The sequence below is a fragment of the Skermanella pratensis genome (assembly GCF_008843145.1).
GTDB lineage: Bacteria > Pseudomonadota > Alphaproteobacteria > Azospirillales > Azospirillaceae > Skermanella > Skermanella pratensis.
In genome coordinates this window covers 4,757,111-4,777,717 of sequence record NZ_CP030265.1, presented here as the reverse complement: position 1 = coordinate 4,777,717, position 20,607 = coordinate 4,757,111, and the positions used below count along the sequence as shown (strand labels likewise).

Here is a 20,607-nt window from a genome sequence, read left to right as displayed (position 1 = left end):
AATGTTCTCAATAGTTGATCAGCAAAAAACGTGCCGGACAGCCGTGGACTTGATCCGGGTATCTCACCGCACGGCGGCGCTGATGGAGTCCGCAAGCGATGACCGGGTCAAGCCCGGTCATGACGATCTTGGCAAGAACTTACCGCCGAGAACATTTCTCACGGTTGAATGGCAAGTACGGTGCCGGCCAGCGGCGGACCGTGCCCAGGCAGGCCGAAGGGGCGCATCCCTGAATCGTCATGCCGATCCGTCACGCCAGGGTCCGGCTGAACGGTTCGATCGCGATACCGAGGGCTTCCAGGCGCCCGCGGATCGTCCGCGCCATCCCGACCGCCTGCGGATTGTCGCCGTGGACGCAGATGGTATCGATCCGTGACGGGATCCGGGCGCCGCTCACCGTCGTGATCGCCTCCTCCTCCAGCATGCGGACGACCCGGCCCGCCGCCGCCCCGGCGTCGTGCAGCACGGCGCCGGGCTTCTTGCGCGATGTCAGGTTGCCGTTGTCGTCATAGGTGCGGTCGGCATAGATCTCCCGCGCGATCCTCAGGCCCATCCGTTCGGCGGCGCGCTCGGTCTCCATCCCGGGCATGACGACGCAGATCAGGTCGCGGTCGACGGCCCGCACCGCCCGGGCGCAGGCCAGGGCCAGGTCGGGATCAACCGCCGCCATGTTGCCCAGCGAGCCGTGCGCCTTGACATGCGTGACCCGGTGGCCTGCGGCGGCGGCGAGCGCCTGCACCGCGCCGATCTGGTAGACCAGCATCTTCTCGATGTCGGCCGGGTCCTCCCCCAGGATCGGGCGGCGGCCGAAACCCCACTGGTCCAGGAAGCTGGGATGGGCGCCGACCGCCACGCCCGCGTCGAGGGCGAGTCGCACGGTGCGGTCGATCACCAGGGGATCGCCGGCGTGGAACCCGCAGGCGACGTTCGCGCTGGTGACGATCTTCAGCATGTCGGCGTCGTTGCCCAGCGTGTAGACGCCGAAGCTCTCGCCCATGTCACAGTTCAGGTCAACCCGGGAAACCCCTGCCATTCTTTCACCGTCCTCGCCGGTCTCGCCTGCCGAAAGCCGGCTTCAGAATGACGGTTTCGCAGCCCCGGGACAACCGGGTTCAGCCGGACTCCGCGGGCCGGCGTAACCGCGTCGAGGACAATGAATCTTTGCAAATCGGTTAATTGAATAAGCTGATCATCCTTCGAAATTGACGATGATTATGCCGGAAAATTCACAGGATTAGCTCCTGAAAGTCACAGCAATTCTCATCGAGGTCACATCTTTGCCACGTCAAATTTTTCTCTATTTCGAATACATTCGCGACCGTGGCATAAAGTTGAACTGCGCTCAATTAAGTGAGATTTAACTTTTGAGTGCTTTGATACATGGCGAAGAACCGTATATCCGACTTTATGCTTGATCTGCTGTAAGCGGCCTGGCCTTACAAGGCCCGTTTCCCTTGTAGCGACTTGTTGAAGTGCGAATTTGCAGTTCGCTCGCTGCATTCGGCTGCGCTGAACGGCATCGGGCGCGGGGAGCCATCCGGGGATCTCCCGGGACTTGCCCCCGCTCCGTGTCACACCGTGAGGCAATGCCGGGCCAGCGCGGCTGCGCCGAGACACGTGCGACCGGGGCCATACCGTCGCCGGGAGACCATGAGCAGGAGCCGCCATCACCGGGCCACGGTGGTTTGTGCAACCAAAAACAAATTGGAAGACACCATGTACCATTCGAGATCTGGAGTTGAGCGGCTCGTATCCGAAGGGCACGCCATCGGCAACGCCACTTCACTCACGAACGATATCACGGCCTCTCGAAAGTCTACTGGTTTCACCGGCCTTGAATATTACAATTCGGTTTTTGGCTCTTCCGTCGCGACGACATCAGAACTTAAGAACAACTGTTTCCGTATTCGTTTTCAGGTTTACTGCATCGATAACGAGTTCGAGGACCCCGCGAACAACCCTGACGGGTTCGAGCGTGACTCCTTCGACGGTCATTCCGTCCATTCCCTGCTGACCCATCGCGCCACCGGCAACGCCATCGGCACGGTCCGCCTCGTGCTGCCGCAGGACGGCGGGGAGCGCCGCGTGCTGCCGATGCAGCGGATCGCCGGCGCGATCGCCGCCGACTCCGTGGCCCCGTTCCCGGTCTACCGCACGGCCGAGATCTCGCGCTTCTCGATCGTCAAGAGTTTCCGCCAGCACGTGCCGGAAACCGGGGTCGAAGCGACCCTGTCTCCCGAAGAATGGCGCAAGATGCTCTTTCATCTGCCGCTCGGGCTCATTAAATCCTGTGTCGAGATGAGCGTGCGCGAGGGAATCACCCACTGGGCCGCGGTGATGGAGCCGGCTTTGCTTCGGCTGCTGACCCGCCTCGGCATCCATTTCAACCCGCTGGGATCGCTGGTCGATTACCATGGACGGCGGCAGCCCTGCTGGGCCGACCTCGGCGCCCTGCTGCGGCGCGTCCATGCCGAGCGTCCCGACGTGTGGGAAATCATTACCGATGGCGGCCGCCTGTGGCCGCTGGATGAAACGAGCCCGGCCGAAGCGGTCGCGGTCACCGCTCCTTCCCGGTCGGCCTGCCTGGCGGTCGCCAACTGACCGGGGAGCGCTGACAGGGACGAACCGGCCGCCCGGGACGCGATTTTGAGGAACATGCCGACCATGACCATGCCTGTGCGCGGTTCCGACTTCGACTATGACGAGGCATTCAGCCGCAACATCGGGTGGGTCACCGAGTGGGAGCAGCAGATCCTGCGCACCAAGCGGGTCGCCATCGCCGGCATGGGCGGCGTCGGCGGAGTCCATCTGCTGACGCTGGCGCGGCTGGGCATCGGCGCGTTCAACATCTCGGACATGGACGTCTTCGAGACGGTCAACTTCAACCGGCAGATCGGCGCCAGCACCGCCACGCTCGGGCGGCCGAAGGTCGACGTGATGGCCGGCATGGCGCGCGACATCAACCCGACCGCCGAGATCCGGCGTTTTCCAAATGGTATCGGCGACGACAACATCGACGAGTTCCTGGACGGCGCCGACCTGTTCATCGACGGCTTCGACTTCTTCGTCCTGGACATGCGTGCCAAGGTGTTCGCCCGCTGCGCCGAGCTGGGCATCCCGGCGATCACCGCCGGACCGATCGGCATGGGCACCGCCTATCTGGTCTTCATGCCCGGCGGCATGACGTTCGAGCAGTATTTCGGCCTGGAAGGCCAGCCGATCGAGCAGCAATACGTCAATTTCCTGGTCGGGCTGACGCCGCGCGGACTGCACCGCTCCTATCTGGTCGATCCGTCCCGGCTGGACCTGGTCAACCAGCGCGGACCGTCCACCGGCATGGCCTGCCAGATCTGCGCCGGAGTCACCGGGATCGAGGCGCTCCGCATCCTGCTGAACCGCGGCGGCGTAAAGGCCGCTCCCTGGTTCCACCAGTTCGACGCCTACCGCGGCCGTTTCGTCAGCAAGAAGCTGCCGGGCGGCAGCCGGCATGTCGGCCAGCGGTTCAAGCAGAAGCTGGGCATGCGCATGATGCAGGCGATCGCCCGCAACGCCCCCCAGGCGAAGCCGGAGCCGCGCGCCTCGGAGATCGAGCGGATCCTCGACCTCGCCCGTTGGGCGCCCAGCGGCGACAACAGCCAGCCCTGGCGCTTCCATATCGACGGAGACGACTCGGTGACCGTGCTGGTCCGGAACGAGGCGGGCGCCAACGTCTACGAATATGCCGACGGCCAGCCGACGCTGCTGTCGGTCGGCCATCTGCTGGAGACCATGGCCATCGCGGCATCCCGGTTCGGGCGGCGGATGGAGTGGACGCACCAACGCGCGACCTCCGCCGAAACGGGCCGGCCGGAGAGCCGGATCAAGGTCAGGCTGCCGAAGCAGCCGGGCATCCGTCCCGACCCGCTGGAAGGTTTCGTCAAGCTGCGGTCGGTCGACCGGACCGCCTACAAGCGCGACAGCCTGACGCAGGCGCAGAAGGATGCGCTGGCCGAGGCGCTGGGTCCCGACCTGACCCTCTCCTGGTTCGAGAGCCGGGGAGAGCGCTGGAAGTTCTCCCGCCTCAACGGGCTGGCCACCGACATCCGCCTGCGCTGCCGGGAGGCCTTCGACGTCCACCGCCGGATGATCGACTGGGAGAACCCGTTCAGCCCGCACGGCCTGCCGTCCACCGCCATCGGCCTCGACGGCACGACCCGCAAGCTTATGCGCTGGGCCATGGAGGACTGGTCGCGGGTCGAGCGGATGAACCTGCTGGGGACGGGGGCCGCCAGGCTTCAGCTGGACATCCTGCCGGGAATGGCCTGCGCCGGGCATTTCACGATCGGCTGGAGCACCCCCCGCGCCACCCGGCCGACGGCGGAGGAACTACTGGCCGCCGGGCAGCGGCTGCAACGCTTCTGGCTGACCGCCGCCAAGCTGGGCTTGGCGTTGCAGCCCAGCTTGGCGCCGCTCGCCTTCGCCAGCTACGCCGTCGCCGGAACGCGGTTCACGGAGGCGCCGAAGCTGATCGCCAAGGCGGAAAAGCTGGCGGTCGAACTGGGTCGGGTGTCCGGCCACGAGGTCGATGCCTTGATCTTCATGGGCCGCATCGGCCGTCCCAAGACGACCCGCCCGGCCAGCCGCTCGCACCGCAGGCCGCTGGAAGACCTGATCGTCGGCGACGCCCGCCGGACGGACGGGGAGGAGCTGAAGCAGGACCCGGCCGTCGCCCGCAGCGCCTGAACGACGTCCAAGGACAAAAGGCCCGGGATCGCTCCCGGGCCTTCGTCACGTCTACGCTCCGTGGAGGTCGGAGCGGTCAGGCGGCCTTGCGCGACCGCCGGGCGGCTGCCCCGAGCCCCACCAGGCCCATGCCCAGCAGGGCAAGGGTGGCGGGCTCCGGAACCTCGGTCGGGACCTGGGCGATCACCTGCAGCTCGGCCGTGCCGGACAGCGGCAGCGCCCAGCCGGCGGGCGACGGCTGGAAGCTGCTGCTGAGCGTCACCGGGGTGCCGAAGCCGAAGTATTCGGCGGCTTCGCCGCCCGTGATCGACAGGTTGCCGGCACCGAAGCCGCGGATCAGTTCGGATTCGGCGAAAGAGGTGCCGAAGCTGAACAGCGTACCGGTGGCACCCGCGTTGGGACCGGTCGTCTCGGTGCTTGTGAGCCCGACCAGCGACAGCCACGGGGTGCCGTCGTCGAAGCCGGTGATGTTTTCCAGGCTCGAATCCGGCGAGTCGTCGAGGAAGAAGTTGATGATGCCGCCGTCGAACACCGCGGTGTTGTCGCCCACTCCCGTCGGATCGAAGCTGGTGACGGTGTAGTCCGTGAAGGTGTAGGTCAGTTCGCAGGGGCCGGCGACGCAGAACTCGCCTTCGTTCAGGTCGTTGATCTGGGTGACGCGGCCGAAGCCGAACAGTTCGTCGCCGACGCTGTCGACGAAGGTCTCGGTCAGGTTCGAGAACTTGAACGTGGTCTCGCCGGGCCCCCGACGATGACGCCGGCGACCGGCGTCGGCGCCGCCATGGCCGATCCCGCGCCCAGCGCCACGACCGCGCCGACGGCGGCTGCAGTCATGGCCTTCTTGACAATGCACTTCATTAGATTTTCCTCCAAGTCGCAAACCGCGATTGCCCGGAGAAGCAAGCAAGGCATGTGCCATATCTGGGAGTATGTGTCATATCAAGGGTTTGCCGTTCCTGACTTCAGGCGCCCGGCGGCTGGTGTAAAGTTTCCTGACGCAGCTTCGCCAGGACGCCCCGGGCGGCGGCCACGCCGCTGCCGAAGCAGGCCTGAAGCAGGTAGCCGCCGGTCGGCGCTTCCCAGTCCAGCATTTCCCCGGCCGCGAACACGCCGGGAAGGCGCCGCAGCATCAGATCATCGTCCAATTCGTCCAGATCGATGCCTCCGGCCGAGGAAATCGCGCGCTCGATCGGCTTGATGCCGCTCAAATGGAGCGGCAACGCCTTCACGAGCTGGGCGATCCGGGCGGGGCCGGCGTCGGTTCCGGCGACACCGCGCAGCAGTCCGGGCAGGGGACCTGTCAAATTCACTGACTTGCGCAGCCAGGTGGACCAGGATTCCGACCCCCTCGGCCGCTTGAGCCGGTCGCGCACCTGCTCGGCGGAGAGCTGCGGACGCAGGTCGATCGTCAGGCAGGCCGACCCGTCGCGCTCGATCGCGTCGCGCAGCGGGGCGCTGAGGGCGTACACGCCTCCGCCCTCGATCCCCGTGCGGGTCAGGACCAGTTCGCCGCGGACCGTGCGGCCGTCGAAGCTTAACGCCAGGTTCTTCAACGGCTCCCCTTCGTGCCGGGCGATGAAGCCCGGCTCCCAGGCGACGTCGAACCCGCAATTGGCCGGCCGCAGCGGCCGAACCGCGATGCCGCGGGCTTCCAGGATTCCGGTCCATCCGCCGTCGGAACCCAGCCGGGGCCAGCTCGCCCCGCCCAGCGCCAGGATGACCGCATCCGCCGCGACGGGGCGGGAAACACAGTCCGGACCCCGGACCAGGGCTTTCCCGGCGTCGTCGAAACCGATCCAGCGGTGGCGCGCATGGAAGGAGACGCCGAGGCCGTCCAGACGCCGCAGCCAGGCGCGGAGCAGCGGCGACGCCTTGAACTGCACCGGGAACACCCGCCCGCTGCTGCCCACGAAGGTCTCGATGCCGAGACCGGCGGCCCATAGCCGCAGGTCGCCCGGGGAGAAATGCTCCAGCCACCGCCGCACGACCGGCGCCCGGTCGCCGTAGTGCTGCAGGAAGTCCGCCAGGGGTTCCGAATGGGTCAGGTTCAGTCCGCCGCGCCCGGCCAGCAGGAACTTGCGCCCGACCGACGGCATGGCGTCGAACAGCTCGACGCGGGCGCCCGCCTCCGCCAGGACGGTCGCCGCCATCAGGCCGGCCGGGCCGCCGCCGATGATTGCGACCCGGCCGGCGACCCGGCCGGCGGCTTCCGTGGAACCGGCAGCGCTCATGCTCTCTTCCCGAACCTCGTTCCCGGCCGGGGCACCGTCCGAAGCAGGCCGGCCGCCAGCATCACCGCGAGCAGCGCATACAGCGGCAGCAGCGGCAGGTTGAACCGGGGCTCCCCGAAGAAGACGCCGGTGATGGCGGCGAAATAGCCGATCGGGACGAAGGCCGCCAGCGCCGCGTCGCGCGGGCGGAGCGCCCAAGGGAACAGGAACGGAAACAGGAAGGCCGGCACCACCATGCCCCAGTGCCACAGCCGCGCCAGCGGCGTGACCGCCGCGACCAGGGCGCCGACATCCTGGCCGTTGCGCCGGGCGCCGATCTCCGCCTGGTTCAGGGGCAGCGGGTCGAACCGGAAGAACTGGTCCAGCTTGTAGGGCACCCGGAGCAGGGCCTGCGCCGGGTTCTCGCGGATATAGGACAGGGCCGCCTGGTTCAGCCGGCGGTTCAGGGCGATCTCGTCGGGGATCGGCTTCAGGATGTCCAGCCCTTCCGTCGCCGCGGCGAACCCGGGCGGGGCCGGCCACATGTAGTTGCCCCAGCGGTTCCAGGGATTGTTGCCCATGAACAGGTTGAAGCCGCCATTGGTCGAGACCAGCACCGGCTCGCCCAGGACCAGGGCGTTGCGCAAGGTCCAGGGCGCTATCACGGCGAAGCAGGCGGCGTGCAGCACCAGCCCCAGCGCCGCGGCCCGGCGCAAGCCCGCCCGGCGCAGCACGAAGGCCGCCGCCAGCACGCATGCCGGCAGCAGCAGCGCCTGGGTCTTGACCAGTGCGGCGAGGCCGAAGCAGATGCCGGCGAGCGCCGCCCTTTGCCAGCCGGGCCGGTCCAGTGCCTCCAGCAGCGCGTCCAGGCCGGCCAGCAGCAGAGCCATGAACAGCAGTTCGGCATAGAGCAGTTCGGTGTAGAAGATCAGCGTCGGCGACAGAACCGCCAGCACCAGCGCCACCCGGGCCGCCGTCTCCGACCCGGCAGCTCTCCGGGCGATGCGGAACAGGAAGAACAGCGCCGCCGCCGACAGCACGAGGTTGGCGGCCTTGGCGACCTCGACGCCGGGACCGGACAGGGCGAACAGCCCGGCCAGGAACGCCGGGTACCCGACCGGCCAGAACGCCGTCGGCTGCCCTCCGACCGAATAGCCCTCGCCGTTCAGCAGGCCCACGGCCCGCTCGAAGTACCAGAGCTGGTCGCTCATCGGGGCGGCGTCGACCGCCGTCATCCAGCCGATCCGGGTGCCCAGGAACAGCACCGCCACGGCGATCAGGAAGCGGGCATTTCCGCCTGTCAGGTCCCGGCGCACGGTGTCAGTTCCAGCATTCGACGCGGGCGGCGAAGGCGCTGGCGCGGTCCAGCAGGTCCTCGTCGGACAGCGCGGGGCCGCGCGCCTGGGTGGTGTAGGCGATGTTCTGGGGCGCCAGGAACCGGAAGATCGTCTCGTTGGTGACGGCCTGGGCCACGTCGTCGACGAACCGGCCGGTCTCGCGGTAGGTCGTCACCTCGTCCACCTTGCTGCGGATCAGGCCGATCACCCTGCCGGTCTCGTCCAGGACCGGGCTGCCGCTGTGGCCGGCGCGGATGCGTCCCTCGACCGAGAACTCCGTCCCGCCGCCGAGCATGTCGGAGGTGACCTGGGCCGGCCAAGCCTCAACCGCGGTGCGGCTCGGCACGACGGTGGCGGCGCCCAGCGCCGGGTACCCGACCACCGAGGCGTCCATGCCCCGGTTGCGCTCGGGCGCCGGATTGAAGCGGGCGAACCGCTTCGGCTTCGCTTTGGCCTGGAGCACCGCCAGGTCCATGCCGTAGTCGGAGACGACCACGCTGGCCGGCTTCCGCCCGCCCTCGACCGTCGAGACGGTCAGCGCGGCGCAGCGCGCCACCACGTGGAAGCCGGTCAGCACCTGCCCCTGGCCGTTGATGAAGAATCCGGAGCCGGCGCTGCGGATCTCCACCTTGTCGTCCGGACGGGAGCGGCGGTCACCGACGATCTGCGCCCGCTGCCGCCGGGCCCGGGCGGTCGCCAGGGCGGCCGCCTCCGCCTCGTCGATGATCCTGCCCCGGCACTCCGCCGGGGCCACCCGAAGGACGAGGTCCCGGCCCGGCTCATGGCAGGTCACGACCGGCGGCAACGCCTCCGCCCCGGCGGGGCTCGCGGGAGCGGCGGGCTCCGGTGCCGCGAGCCCCGCGCAGCCGCCGAGCGCGGGCGCGAGAACCGCCAGCAGCGCCGCTCCCGTGATGCGTCCCCTCACCGCGGGCGCCGGCGCTTGCGGGCGGTGTGCCTGTTCCGGTCCGGCTGGTTCTCGTCCGGGTGATGCATGGCGAGCAGCCCCGTGGTCTTGCCGCCGTCCGGGACCCTGTCGTTCATCACGGCCCAGCCGACGATGACCACGACGCCGATCAGCGAGAACAGGAACAGCAGGCTATCCATGGAACCTCAACGGGGGGGACCTCATCGGGGGGAACCTCATCAGGAGAACGTCATCGCGCGGCGGCCTGCTCCAGGTACGGCTCCGGTGCGAAAGCCTCGAAGAACCGCGCGGCGTCCTCCGGCCGCTCGACCGACAGGGCGACCGCGGCGGCTGCGGGATGGATGCCGAGCAGGGTGGCGAGGCTCTGGTACAACTTGGCCTCATACTGGCTCGCCGTGAAGCGTCCGCCGACCCAGTACCACGAAAGCACCAGCCGCTGGCGCTGCCCGCGCACCATCCGGTCGAGCCGGGCGGGCGGCATGCCGCCGACGCCTTCGACCGTGCGGCTCTCGACGCGCGTCCAGCCGTCCCCCTCCAGCCGGTTGGCGTAATAGACCACTTCCGAGCCCTGCCGCTGGTAGGCGTAGTGGGCGACGAACAGCTCGGCGGGCCGGCCTTCCGGCCCCCGGAACCCGGCGAGCAGCGTGCGGTCGGCACCGGGGAACGCGGGCCGCCAGTCGGTCGGCGGGGCGGCGGTCCAGCCGGCCACGTCCGGGGCCGGCAGCGCCGCCGGGCCGGGCCGGATGTCGGGCGGGCTCATCACCGTCCAGGCATAGGCCGGACCCGCCAGCACCACCAGGACGGCCGGCAGCGCCCGGGGCAGGCGCCAGGACCAGCCCCGGCGAGCCCCGGAGGGCGGCACCGCCGCCTCGCGCGAGAAGTCGCCCAGCCGGCGGTCGGCGAAGCTGTTGCCGATCGCGAGCAGCAGGATCATCACGAAGGAGAAGAAGATCCAGCCATAGACCAGGTGGTCGACGCCGGCCGCCAGCCTGCCGTCGGTCAGGTGGGCGATCAGGATGATCCCGAACGCCCGGAAGCCGTTGGCGACGATCGGCAGGACGAAGCCGATGCCCAGGAAAAGCCAGAACTTCCAGAGCCTGGCATAGGCGAGGTGGGCGAACAGGGCCGCGATCACCACGTTGGCGATCAGGAAGCGGATGCCGGCGCAGGCTTCGGCGACCCGGAACAGCCCGTTGGGGATCTCGATCATGATCCCGTCGTGGAACACCGGGATGCCGATCAGGCGCAGCAGCCCCACCGCGAAGACGGCGGTGAAATCCTGCAGCGGCGGGATCAGCGCGTCGCCCACGGGCACCATGAAGAACAGGAAGGCCAGCGGGAAGGCGACCCGCCGGGCCACCGCCCGGCCGAACACGAAGACGAACAGCGCGACCAGCATGCCGACCAGCGCCGTCTCCTCCACCGCCAGCACGTCGCCGGCCCGGCCGAGCAGCCAGGCCAGCATCATCCCGGCCAGGGCGGCCAGCCCCAGCGGCTCCAGCCGGGGCGTCAGCCGGCGCAGCCCGTCCCGGTGCAGCCATACCAGATAGAGGCTGGTCGGCAGCACCAGGAAGCCGTGGTTGTAGGTGACGTTGGTCCACCAGGTATGGACCATGGCCCCGGCCACGTCGTGGAGCAGCGCCACCAGCAGTGCCGCCGTCCCGGCGAAGCAGGCGATGGCGCGCGGCCAGGCCGGGTCGGCCGGAGGCGTGGCGGTGGCGGCGTAGTAGCCGCCATCCATTTCGGCCCGCTGGGTCATGCCCGCCCCTGGCACGACCGGCCGAGGGAGCGGGCTTCCGCCGGCGCGGCCGGGGACACCGCCGGCGCCCGCTCCATGATGCCGTCGAGCGGCGCCAGGCGCCTTTCCCAGGTGTAGCGGTCCAGCAGCAGGCGCCGCCCGCGGGCTCCCAAAGCCTCCGCCTCCGCCCGGTCGCCGAGCAGCCGGCAGGCCTGCGCCGCCAGACCGGCGGCATCGTCGGCGACCAGAAGATGCGTATCCCGCCCGGCGTCGATCCCCTCGTGGGCCTGGGCCGTGGCGACCACCGGACGCCCCATCGCCATCGCCTCCAGCACCTTGTTCTGGATGCCCCGCGCGATCCGCAGCGGCGCCACCGCGACGGCGGCGTGGGCGACATAGGGGCGCACGTCCGGCACGCGGCCGGTCACGATCACGCCCGGCTGCCCGGCCAGCCGTTCGACCGAGGCGTCGGGCTTTGCTCCGACGATGGCGAACCGCGCCTCCGGGTGGCGCGCCCGGATCGCCGGCAGCACCTCCGCCGCGAACCAGCGCACGGCATCGACATTGGCCCGGTAGTCCATCATGCCGGTGAAGGCCAGCACCGGCCCACCCGGCGGATAAGGGTCCGCATAGTCCCGGCGGGGGTCGAAATAGTCCAGGTCCACGCCGTTGCCCAGGCCGTGGACCCGCTCCGCCGCGACGCCCGGCTGCCGGCGGAACAGGTCGGCCTCGGCCTCGCTGACGAACAGGCTGGCGGAGGCGCGGCCGGCGATGGCGACCTCCGCCCGGCCGAGCAACCGGGCCTCCCGCCCGTGGATCCAGCGCATCGGCGCCCGTCCGGTCCGGGCGTACTGGCGCCACTTGTCGCTGTCCAGGTCGATGAAATCGACGATCCGCCGGCCCCGGAAATCCTCCGCCGCCTCGGCGAAGGGCGCCATGGCGGAGGAGAAGACGAACTGCGCGGCGACGGCGCGGGCGGCGTGGGTCGCGCGCACCCACTCCGTCAGCCCGGCGTCGCGGAAATAGGCGAAGGTCAGCGCCTCCCCGGTCGCCAGCCCGCGCAGGCTGCCCAGCTTGGCCAAGCCCGGGTCGATCCGGACGAAATGGCAGCTCGCGCACAGCGCCCGCAGCACCGGCTCGTGGACCTGGTCGTCGGGATCGTCGACGAAGCAGCCGAGATGGACGCGGTAGCGTTCCGCCAGGTGGCGCAGCAGGTGCCACGAGCGGATCTTGTCGCCCTTGTTCGGCGGGTAGGGAATGCGGTGGGCCAGGAACAGCAGGTCTTTCATGGCGGCTCAGCCGATCTGGCGGGCGATCACGGGACCCATCAGGTTGGCGACCGGCAGCGGCAGGCGCTTCCAGGTCTCCACCATCGCGCGGTATTTGGGGTTGAGCGGGTTGACCTCGGGCAACGCGCGCCCGCGCACCAGATGGAACTGGTAGTGCAGCGCCCGGGGCTCGAACCCCCAGCCCAGCTTGTAGTCGAAGGCTCCCGTCCCGCGCTTGCTGCGGCCGAAGTCGAACAGCCGGGCGCCTCTTCCGGTCGCCCTGTCCATCAGCGACCAGTACATGAAGTCGTAGGCGTGCTCGGTCCGCGCCTCCGGCAGGCCGCCCGCGAAATAGGGGCAGACCGTGTCGCGGAAATGGAACGCCATCACGGCCGAGACCGGGCCGGAGGCGCCATGGACCACCGCCAGTTCGACCGCCTCGCCGAACTCCTCCGCGATGGCGGCGAAGAAGCGGCGTGGATAGACCGGCGTGCCCAGATTGCGGACGCTGGTGCCGTAGATCCGGTAGAACGTGTCGAGCAGGCCGGGGCCGACCTGCTGGCGCAGGCCGCCGCGGATGCTCCGCCGAAGCTCCTGGCGCTTCTGCTGGGGCAGGGTTCCCCAGGTCACCCCGATATCGGCGTCGAGCGGCCTGCGGAACGCGGCGTAAAGCTCCGACTTCACGGCCCAGCCGATCGGCAGCGCGTCCACGTGGCGCAGTTCCACATGGTCGACGCCCAGCCGGGCGCCCAGCTCGGCGGCGTCCTTGGCCAGCGCCTGGATGGCGGCGGGGTCCGCCGACGCGATGCCGCCGAAGGTGCAGAACCCGGTGCCGATCAGCGCGTTGCCGAACAGCGGGCTCTTCACATGGACCAGCGGCAGCACGCCGACGATCCGGCCGCCGCGGCTGGCGTAGCGGAAATATGTCGGGTGCCCATAGCTCCGTTCGATCACGCGCGCCCATCCGGCGCGGTGGAAGAACGTGGCTTCCGGCGACTCGGCGACGAAAGCCTCCCACGCCGGCTCCGCCGCCGGGTCCAGCGCCCCGATCTCCACCATCGCCGTCATTCCGCCGCCGTCCCCGTGGGCGTCCGGCATCGCCGCTCCCCGATCATCCCCCTCGGGGCTTCGCGCCTGGAACCCGGATCAAGTCCACGGCTGTCCGGCACGGTAATTGCCGCCTCAACCAGTGGACGCTTTTCTGGTGGGGCGCTCCTCCCTTCATCGTCATGACCGGGCTTGACCCGGTCATCGCTTGCGGACTCCGTCAGCGCCGCCGTGCGGGGAGATACCCGGATCAAGTCCGGGTATGACGAAAAGGGGGCGCTTCTGCCCATAGCTAAGCCTTGTGAGAAACAAGCAACAACCGTGCCGGACATGCGTGGATGAAGTCCGGTCATGATGAGAAGGAAGTCATTTCGCCTTCCCCTTTATGCTTTCGTGTTTCAGACAGGGTCGCCCGGTAGACGCGGTCGATCCGGTCCCAGCGGAAGTCGGCCAGCAGGCGCTTCAGCTTGGCCTCCATGACGGACAGGTTGGTGTAGTGGCGGAGCCGGGAGCGGAGCGGCGCCGGGCTGATGCGCGGCTGGCCGGGATCGATCTCCCAGGGATGGAAATAGAAGGTCACGGGCTGGTTTTCGGTCCGGTTGACCCTGCCGATCGCATGGGACGACCAGCGGTAGGGCAGCAGGCGGAAGAAGCCGCCGCCGGCGCAGGACAGCCGCCTTCCCGCCAGATCCACCGTGCCGACCGGGATCTCCGCCAAGTCCCGGCCCTCGACCGGTGCGAAGGGGAACCGGGGGGCATCGGGCACGCCGTAATGGTCGTGGCGGATCGGATGGATGCTGGAGCTGTAGCGGTATCCCGCCTCGGCAAGCTCGCCGAACGCCCACCAAGTGCCGCGGTCGATCGAGAAGCTGGCCGCGCGGTAGCCGGTGACGGCTTGGCCGGACTGGTCTTCCAGCAGCTTGCGGGTGCGCGACACGTCGGCGCGGAACTCCGCCGGGGTCTGCTCGCCGACGCGCCGATGCTCCCAGCCGTGGCTCGCAACCTCGTGGCCGGCGTCGGCGATGGCCCGGACCAGGGACGGATCGCGCCGGGCGACGCAGCCCAGCGTGAAGAAGGTCGCGCGAATGCCGGCCCCGGCGAACAGGTCCAGGATGCGCCGCGTGTTGTCGCCGACCCGCGACGGGAACCCGTCCCACCGGGCACGGTCGACCGTGCCGGCGAAGGCGGAGACCTGGTAATAGTCTTCCACGTCCACCGACATGGCGTTGACGATCGCAGGGTTGGCGGCGTCACGTCCGGTCATCGTCGCCCTCCCTCGCCATCCTGGCCGCGGATCCGTTCCAGCCCGCGCCGGCCGCGTTCAGCGCGAGGTAGCCCATTGCCGTCTCCAGCAGGTGGCGCAGCGTCCGGTCGTGGGAATTGACCGTTTCGGTCAGCCTTTCCAGCCGGCCCAGCCGCTCGTCCAGGCTCGCCAGCAGGGTCGCCACGTCGCCGCCCGTCCCGCTCCCGGCCCTTCTCGCGGTGCCGCCGGCATGGGACGCCTCGGTCACCTCGGTGTTCAGGTCGGCCACCACGGCCTCGACCGCGGGCGCGTCGATCGCGTGGAGCCCCTCCAGCGCGCCGAACAGCAGCAGGCGGCTGCACAGCGTGTTGATCCGGCGCGGGATGCCGCCGCTGTGCCGGTGGATCAGCGCGAAGGCATGGGCGTCGATCGCGGGGTCGTCGTTCCACCCGACCAGGCGCAGCCGGTGCCGGACATACTCGGCGGTCTCCTCCTCCGACAGCGGGCCGAGATGGTAGGAGGCGATCACCCGTTGGCGGAACTGCTCCAGAGCCGGGTCGGCCAGCACGTCCTTGAACTGCGGCTGCCCGACCAGGAAGCTCTGGAACAGCGATCCGCCCTCCACCGTGAAGTTCGACAGCATGCGCAGCTCCTCGATGGTCTGGAGCGGCAGGTTCTGGGCCTCGTCGACAACCAGCAGGACCCGGCGCCCGGCCCGGTGCTGGGACAGCAGGAAACTTTCGAAGGCGCGCAGCAGCCCCGCCTTGTCGGTGGTCCGGGGCGTCACCCCGAAGGCCGACAGGATCATGCGGACCACGTCGTCGGCGTCGATGTTGCTGGTCACGATCTGCGCCGCCAGGAACCGCTTCCGGTCCAGTTCGGCGAACAGTTGGCTGACCAGGGTCGTCTTGCCGGCTCCGATGTCGCCGGTCACCACGATGAACCCCTCGTCCTGCTGCAATCCGTACCTCAGGTAGGAAAGGGCCTTGTCGTGGTTCCGGCTCGGGAAGAAGAACCGATGGTCCGGCCCCAGCTTGAAGGGCGACCCGGTCAGATTGTAAAAATCCTCGAACATCAAAACACGATCCGTACGCCAAAGGTCAGGGAGTTCTCGGTGTATTCGTCGGCCTCGTCGTCGGCGACGCGCTGGGTGCGGCCGAGCGCCACGCTTCCGAGAACGTCCTTGGCGAGGGAATGGGTCAACGCGATGCGGGCGCTGAAGGTATCGCTCTCGGGCGCCGCGGGACCCAGGATGCCGGCGGCCGGGGCGGCACCGCCGGCGGTGCCGGCCGTCGCGGCGTCATTCTCGGTGCGGCGCCATCCGACCCCGGTGATCAGGTTGGTCTGCGGCGACAGCCGCCGGGTCCAGCCCAGGCGGGCCGACAGGTAGCGCTCGTCGGGGCGGATGTCGTACTCGCGCTCTTCCGACGTTCCGGCCAGGGTCACGGTGTTGCGGTCGTAGTTGCCGACCAGGGAGGTCTGGAACCGGCTGGCGATGAAGGCTTCGGTGCGCAGGCCGAAGCCGGGGCCGACGTCTGTGATGTCCACCGGCAGGTTGGTGACCGGATCGATCAGCTGGCCCGACGGGTCCACCGCGAGCTGGAAGCTGCTGAACTGGCGCTGGGTCGTCTCCAGGACATGCACGTAGCTGGCCTGGAAGGTCAGCCGCGGCGTGATCCGGTAGGTCAGCGAGCCGTTGTAGTCGGGCTCGCCGTAGCGCTCGCCATAGGTCACGCGCAGCTCTGTGCGCGGTCCCGGCCGGGTCAGGAAGCCCACGTACCAGATCGGCCCGTCGGGGTCGTCGTTCAGCGAGTTGGTCTCGATCGTCTCGTAGCCGGCCGAGCCGAGCAGGAAGAATTGCCGGAACGCCGCGTATTGGCCGTTCAGCCGGAAGGTCGAACGCTCGATGTCGCCGGTCCTGCTTTCCGAGTCGGTGTTCTCGTACTCCGCGATGGCGTCGAGCGCCACCCGCGAGAACACGGGTCCGGTGGACAGGCGCGCCCGGACCTCGCTGGTCGTGCTGTCGCCGACCTCGTTCCTGCCCACGAAGGTGTAGGAATAGCGGTAGCGCAGCTCGCTCTCGGCGACATTGCCGAACCGGTTCAGCAGATAGGGGCTGATCGAGCCGCCGACGACCTGGGTCCGGCTGCCGCGCCCGACCGACGCGGTGGTCGAAGTCCTGCCGCCGGGGTCGATCAGCGGCTGGCTGGCCGATCCGGTGACGTCGACGAACAGCATGTCCTCGACCAGCTCGGCGGTGCCGAACCCGATGAAGTCGTTGCGGACGTTCACGTCGCTGTTCTTCGACAGGATGGTGTCCAGGGTCAGCCGGTAGTCGAAGATGAAATCGGCCCGGCCGCCTTCTCCGCGCACGTTGACGCCGGCGAAGGGCGACAGGATCAGGGCGGCGTCCGCCCGGTCGTTCGGCTCCAGGTCGACGTTGTCGGTGATCGTGACGTCGAACCCGGCGCTCCTTTCCGCCTGGATGTTGGCGGCCCGGGCGGGGAGGACGGACGCGGGACCCAGGGTCTGGGTGAAGGCCAGCAGCGCGGCGGCGGGAAGCAGTGCCCGCCGACGTTCCGTTCGGTAAGTCATCAGGCCTTCTCTTCGGCGGCGCCGGCGGAGCCCCCGGATTTGCCGTAGCCGCGCCCGCCGTAGCGCCCCTTCTCGTAGCCGCTGTAGTAGGAGCCGAGATGCTCGCTGGTCTTGCCCGCGGCCGACTTGTTCAGGATCAGGTTGACGTTGTCGCAGGGCTCCAGGAGGTCCAGGGCGTGCTGCACCTGGGAATGGGCGGTCCGGTTCGCCTCGACCACCAGCAGGACCTGGTCGACGATGTGGGACAGCACGACCGGCTCGGTGGTGGCGAGCACCGGCGGAGCGTCCAGGATCACGATCCGGTTGCGCTGGGACCGCGCCAGCCGGTCGATCAGCTCCTTCATGGCGGGGCTGCTGTAGAGATCGGTGGCGGACGGCACCTCTCCGCCCGACGGCAGGATGGTCAGCCGCATCCGCTGGTCGCGCAGCAGGACCTCCGACGGGTCCAGGCCCGGCTCCAGCAGCAGGTCGGACAGCCCGCGCGACGGCGGCAGCCCCAGCATGCGCAGGATGCTCGGCCGCATCGCGTCGGCGTCGATCAGCAGCACGTCGAAATGCTCGTCGGCCACGAAGCTGAGCGCCAGGTTGAGCGAGATGAAGCTCTTGCCTTCGCCGGGAACGGCGCTGGTCACCATCACCAGGTTGGTGCGCCCCTCGGCTTCGGCTTCCAGCGGGTTCAGCTTCTGGATCAGCCGCCGCTTGAGCAGCCGCATCTCCTCGGCCAGCCGCGACCGGCGGTCGCCCGGATTGATCATGCCCATCTCGCGCAGCCGGGCCGGATCGATCGCGATCTCGACGGCCTCGCGGGCCTCCCACGGCGGGGGCGCCGCCGGAGCCGGCCGCGGGGCCGGTTCAACCGCCGGCGGCTCGACGATGTTGCCGCGCCGGGCCGCGCTCGACTGCTGCACCGCTCTGTGGATCAGATCCATGTTCGTCGCCTTGCCCTCGTGGAGCTTTTCTTGGGAGCTTCTCGTAACAGCCCTTCTCCGGGCATCCCCCGGCTTCGCCGGGATCGAACGGTCTTGCGGCATCCGCCGGGAATCAGGTCTCGCCACGCTCGAACAGGCCGCCGGCCAGGCCCGACAGCGTCGGTTTCGGCGCTCCAGGCTGGTACAGCATCATCAGGCCGGCGAACACGACCAGCAGCATCGCCACCGACCCGCCCAGGGCCGACACCTCCAGCAGCCGCCAGCGGCTGCGGTGGGGCGACTCGACCATGCTGACGTTGCCCAGCACGGGCAGGTTGAAGGTGTCCCGAAGCGAATTGACGTTGGTGAAGCTGTCCTTCAGCTGGATCAGCACGAACACGACGCCCAGGGCCGCCGCGAAGGCCGCCGCCAGGACGCCGCCGAACAGCAGGATCCGGTTCGGCCCGCTCGGCCGGTTCGGCACGACCGGCGGATCGACCACGCGGAAATCGACGTTGGTGGTCTGGCTGTCCAGCCGTTCCGCCATCCGGATCGACTCGCGCCGTTCGATCAGCTGCTCGTAGTTCTGCCGGAGCACGCCGTAGTCGCGGTTCATCTGAGCGAGCTGCAGTTCGACCGCGGGGACCTCGTTCTGCCGGTTGCGCAACTGGGCCAGCTCGCCGTTGCGCAGCTCGATGCGGCGGTTCAGGCCGCCGATCTCGGAGTCCAGGCGCTGGATCTCGGTTTCGAGCTGCTGGCGCATCGGGTTGGCGACCGTGCTGGAGGCGGATTGCCGTCGGACGTCCGCCTCGGCCTGCTGGATCATGCGGCGCAGGTTGGCGACCGACGGGTTCTGGTCGGTATAGCGCAGCCGCATGTCGCTGAGCTGCTGGCGGAGCTGCTCCAGCCGCTGGCCGGCCGGCGTCGCCTCCAAGGCGGCCGCGGCCTGGGCCGCGTCGGCCGCGGCCAGCGTCTCCGGCGTCGCGGCGAGCTGCGCGCGCAGCTGGTCGCGCTGCCAGGTCGTCGACTGGAGCTGGTTCTCCAGCTGGCGGATGTCGAACTCGGCCGTCTGGAGCCGGCTGTTCATGACGTCCTTGTAGCGCAGCTCCTCCGCGTTGATCCGGCGGAAGTCCGACACGGCGGCTTCCGAGTCCCTCAGCCGCTTCTCGTAATCGGCGATCTGGGTGTCGACGAAACGCCGGGTCCGCTCGATGTCGCGCCGGTTGTCGCCGACATTCTGCTCGACGAAGATCTGCAGGATCGACTGCACGACCGAGTGGGCCAGCCTCGGGTCGCTGTCCTCGAACTGGATGCTGAAGATCTGACGGCCTTCGCCGAAGAACCTGATCCGCTGCTCCAGGTTGGTCAGCAGCGCCTCCCGGGCACCCTCGCTGTCGACCGTCAGGTCCAGGTCGGTCAGCCGGAGCAGCTGCTCCAGGTTGGGCCGGGAAATCAGCGTGCGCCGCATGATCTCGACCTGCTGCTCCACGTCGGGCCGGACGGTCATGCCCTTCATCAGCGGGTTCAGCAGGCTCTGGGTATCGACATAGACGCGCGAGCTTGCGCTGTAGCTATCCGGGAGCTTGGCCACGACCAGCCAGCCGGCCAGGCTGACCAGCCAGACGATGCCGACCACCCACCAGCGCCGCGCCCACGTCTCCGAAGCGTAGTGGCGCAGCAGGTCTTTGAGGTTGAAGGTCAGGTCATTCATGAGAACCGTCCGGTTTGTCCTGGCGTTCCGGGGCGGGAAGTCCCCGGCACCGGCTGCCCCAGAACCAGCTTTAGAACCAGCTTTGCGGGATGATGATCACATCGCCGGGCAGCACCGGCACGTTGGCCCGGATGTCGCCGTCGCGCAGCAGGTCGTCCAGCCGCACGTTGAATGTGGTCTTCTCCGAACTCGTGCCGCCGCCGCGCGCCAGCACCGCCCGGTTGCCCGAGGCGAACTCGGTCAGGCCGCCGACCTCGATCATGACGTCGAGCATCGTCATGTTGGCTCGGTAAGGGATGGCGCGGGGCTGGGTCGCCTCGCCGACGACCCGGACCTGCTGGTCGAACGGGCCGGCGAAGCCGCTGACGATCACTGTCACCAGCGGGTCCTGGACATAGACCTTCAGCTTCTCCTCGACGTCCCGGGCGAGCTGGGTCGGCGTCTTGCCCGTCGCCTCCAGGTCCTCGATCAGCGGGGTCGAGATCCGGCCGTCGGGACGCACCGGAACGGTCACGGAAAACTCCGGGCTCTGCCACACGTAGATCTGGATCGTGTCGAGCGGCCCGATGCGATAATCCGGCGTGGTCGGCTGCTGGGCCTGGACGGTGCCGGGGGCCGGCGGGTTGTCGGCGGACGAGCAGGCCGTCAGGCCGGCCACGGCCAGGAACGCCGACGCGAATGCCGTCACCAGAGTCGTCGGCCGACCGCGAAAACGGCGCGAGATCATTCCTCCACCCCACTTACCCCTTTTAGAACTGACGGCTTTTTAGGCGAATTGCCGAGTTCCCGCCCCAAAACGATAGAAAAACAATCATCTAAGCAGATGCATTTCAACGGTCTGTACGGGCAACCACTAAAGGGCTAAGCGTGACCGGTCGGACTGGCGTACCGGTTCTTCCGTAA

General features: G+C 68.9%; 17 protein-coding genes. 2 read left to right on the top strand and 15 right to left on the bottom strand.

Going from position 1 to position 20,607, the window contains the following annotated elements; genetic code table 11:
- Positions 1-250: 250 nt before the first annotated feature.
- Positions 251-1,033: a LamB/YcsF family protein gene (locus DPR14_RS21985; RefSeq protein WP_158047049.1), complete on the bottom strand. Its 783-nt coding sequence runs from the start codon at positions 1,031-1,033 to the stop codon at positions 251-253.
- A 683-nt stretch (positions 1,034-1,716) separates the two neighbouring features.
- Here DPR14_RS21985 and DPR14_RS21980 point away from each other — a divergent pair.
- Together DPR14_RS21980 and DPR14_RS21975 are read left to right on the top strand one after the other, a co-directional pair.
- The gene (locus DPR14_RS21980) at positions 1,717-2,601 is read left to right on the top strand and encodes a PEP-CTERM/exosortase system-associated acyltransferase (protein WP_192499098.1); all 885 of its coding nucleotides are present in this window, start codon (positions 1,717-1,719) and stop codon (positions 2,599-2,601) included.
- 63 nt (positions 2,602-2,664) lie between these two features.
- Positions 2,665-4,722, top strand: coding sequence for a ThiF family adenylyltransferase (locus DPR14_RS21975; RefSeq protein ID WP_158047047.1), 2,058 nt, complete (start codon positions 2,665-2,667; stop codon positions 4,720-4,722).
- A gap of 76 nt (positions 4,723-4,798) precedes the next feature.
- On the opposite strand, the gene DPR14_RS21970 is transcribed toward DPR14_RS21975, so the two are convergent.
- From DPR14_RS21970 to DPR14_RS21905, 14 genes are all read right to left on the bottom strand, one after another.
- On the bottom strand, positions 4,799-5,575 hold the full coding sequence (locus tag DPR14_RS21970) for a PEP-CTERM sorting domain-containing protein (RefSeq protein WP_211103849.1): 777 nt from the start codon (positions 5,573-5,575) through the stop codon (positions 4,799-4,801).
- Between the two features lie 109 nt (positions 5,576-5,684).
- Positions 5,685-6,953 (bottom strand): TIGR03862 family flavoprotein, encoded by a 1,269-nt coding sequence (locus DPR14_RS21965; protein ID WP_158047045.1) that lies wholly within the window; start codon positions 6,951-6,953, stop codon positions 5,685-5,687.
- Positions 6,950-8,248 carry an ArnT family glycosyltransferase gene (locus DPR14_RS21960; protein ID WP_158047044.1) on the bottom strand — a complete coding sequence of 433 codons (1,299 nt, stop codon included), beginning with the start codon at positions 8,246-8,248 and terminating at the stop codon, positions 6,950-6,952. The genes DPR14_RS21965 and DPR14_RS21960 overlap by 4 nt, the downstream gene beginning before the upstream one ends.
- Positions 8,249-8,252: 4 nt before the next feature.
- The gene (locus DPR14_RS21955) at positions 8,253-9,194 is read right to left on the bottom strand and encodes a S1 family peptidase (protein WP_158047043.1); all 942 of its coding nucleotides are present in this window, start codon (positions 9,192-9,194) and stop codon (positions 8,253-8,255) included.
- The gene (locus DPR14_RS21950) at positions 9,191-9,373 is read right to left on the bottom strand and encodes a hypothetical protein (protein ID WP_158047042.1); all 183 of its coding nucleotides are present in this window, start codon (positions 9,371-9,373) and stop codon (positions 9,191-9,193) included. Before DPR14_RS21950 ends, DPR14_RS21955 begins: the two co-directional genes overlap by 4 nt.
- Before the next feature lie 50 nt (positions 9,374-9,423).
- Positions 9,424-10,953, bottom strand: coding sequence for an exosortase A (gene xrtA, locus DPR14_RS21945; protein WP_158047041.1), 1,530 nt, complete (start codon positions 10,951-10,953; stop codon positions 9,424-9,426).
- A complete protein-coding gene (locus tag DPR14_RS21940; protein ID WP_158047040.1) occupies positions 10,950-12,221 on the bottom strand; it encodes a TIGR03087 family PEP-CTERM/XrtA system glycosyltransferase in 1,272 nt (423 codons plus the stop codon). Before DPR14_RS21940 ends, xrtA begins: the two co-directional genes overlap by 4 nt.
- Positions 12,222-12,227: 6 nt before the next feature.
- Complete coding sequence (locus DPR14_RS21935; protein WP_211103848.1) at positions 12,228-13,298, bottom strand: FemAB family XrtA/PEP-CTERM system-associated protein; 1,071 nt, start codon at positions 13,296-13,298, stop codon at positions 12,228-12,230.
- 298 nt (positions 13,299-13,596) lie between these two features.
- Complete coding sequence (locus DPR14_RS21930) at positions 13,597-14,511, bottom strand: XrtA system polysaccharide deacetylase (protein ID WP_192499097.1); 915 nt, start codon at positions 14,509-14,511, stop codon at positions 13,597-13,599.
- Positions 14,498-15,565 carry an XrtA/PEP-CTERM system-associated ATPase gene (locus tag DPR14_RS21925; RefSeq protein ID WP_158047039.1) on the bottom strand — a complete coding sequence of 356 codons (1,068 nt, stop codon included), beginning with the start codon at positions 15,563-15,565 and terminating at the stop codon, positions 14,498-14,500. The genes DPR14_RS21930 and DPR14_RS21925 overlap by 14 nt, the downstream gene beginning before the upstream one ends.
- Entirely contained in the window at positions 15,565-17,085 is a 1,521-nt protein-coding gene (locus tag DPR14_RS21920; protein ID WP_158047038.1) for a TIGR03016 family PEP-CTERM system-associated outer membrane protein, read from the bottom strand. Before DPR14_RS21920 ends, DPR14_RS21925 begins: the two co-directional genes overlap by 1 nt.
- Positions 17,085-18,014, bottom strand: a complete 930-nt coding sequence (locus DPR14_RS21915; RefSeq protein WP_192499096.1) for a P-loop NTPase — start codon at positions 18,012-18,014, stop codon at positions 17,085-17,087. The genes DPR14_RS21920 and DPR14_RS21915 overlap by 1 nt, the downstream gene beginning before the upstream one ends.
- 112 nt (positions 18,015-18,126) lie before the next feature.
- On the bottom strand, positions 18,127-19,704 hold the full coding sequence (locus DPR14_RS21910; protein WP_158047036.1) for an XrtA system polysaccharide chain length determinant: 1,578 nt from the start codon (positions 19,702-19,704) through the stop codon (positions 18,127-18,129).
- Between the two features lie 70 nt (positions 19,705-19,774).
- Positions 19,775-20,392 carry an XrtA/PEP-CTERM system exopolysaccharide export protein gene (locus DPR14_RS21905; protein ID WP_246148457.1) on the bottom strand — a complete coding sequence of 206 codons (618 nt, stop codon included), beginning with the start codon at positions 20,390-20,392 and terminating at the stop codon, positions 19,775-19,777.
- Positions 20,393-20,607: the final 215 nt, after the last annotated feature.

Coding starts and splice junctions, on each gene's coding strand:
- DPR14_RS21985 (WP_158047049.1), bottom strand. CDS start 1,033: ATGGCAGGGGTTTCCCGGGTTGACCTGAACTGTGACATGGGCGAGAGC.
- DPR14_RS21915 (WP_192499096.1), bottom strand. CDS start 18,014: ATGGATCTGATCCACAGAGCGGTGCAGCAGTCGAGCGCGGCCCGGCGC.
- DPR14_RS21975 (WP_158047047.1), top strand. CDS start 2,665: ATGACCATGCCTGTGCGCGGTTCCGACTTCGACTATGACGAGGCATTC.
- DPR14_RS21965 (WP_158047045.1), bottom strand. CDS start 6,953: ATGAGCGCTGCCGGTTCCACGGAAGCCGCCGGCCGGGTCGCCGGCCGG.
- DPR14_RS21925 (WP_158047039.1), bottom strand. CDS start 15,565: ATGTTCGAGGATTTTTACAATCTGACCGGGTCGCCCTTCAAGCTGGGG.
- DPR14_RS21935 (WP_211103848.1), bottom strand. CDS start 13,298: ATGCCGGACGCCCACGGGGACGGCGGCGGAATGACGGCGATGGTGGAG.
- DPR14_RS21950 (WP_158047042.1), bottom strand. CDS start 9,373: ATGGATAGCCTGCTGTTCCTGTTCTCGCTGATCGGCGTCGTGGTCATC.
- DPR14_RS21910 (WP_158047036.1), bottom strand. CDS start 19,704: ATGAATGACCTGACCTTCAACCTCAAAGACCTGCTGCGCCACTACGCT.
- DPR14_RS21920 (WP_158047038.1), bottom strand. CDS start 17,085: ATGACTTACCGAACGGAACGTCGGCGGGCACTGCTTCCCGCCGCCGCG.
- DPR14_RS21930 (WP_192499097.1), bottom strand. CDS start 14,511: ATGACCGGACGTGACGCCGCCAACCCTGCGATCGTCAACGCCATGTCG.
- DPR14_RS21980 (WP_192499098.1), top strand. CDS start 1,717: ATGTACCATTCGAGATCTGGAGTTGAGCGGCTCGTATCCGAAGGGCAC.
- DPR14_RS21940 (WP_158047040.1), bottom strand. CDS start 12,221: ATGAAAGACCTGCTGTTCCTGGCCCACCGCATTCCCTACCCGCCGAAC.
- xrtA (WP_158047041.1), bottom strand. CDS start 10,953: ATGACCCAGCGGGCCGAAATGGATGGCGGCTACTACGCCGCCACCGCC.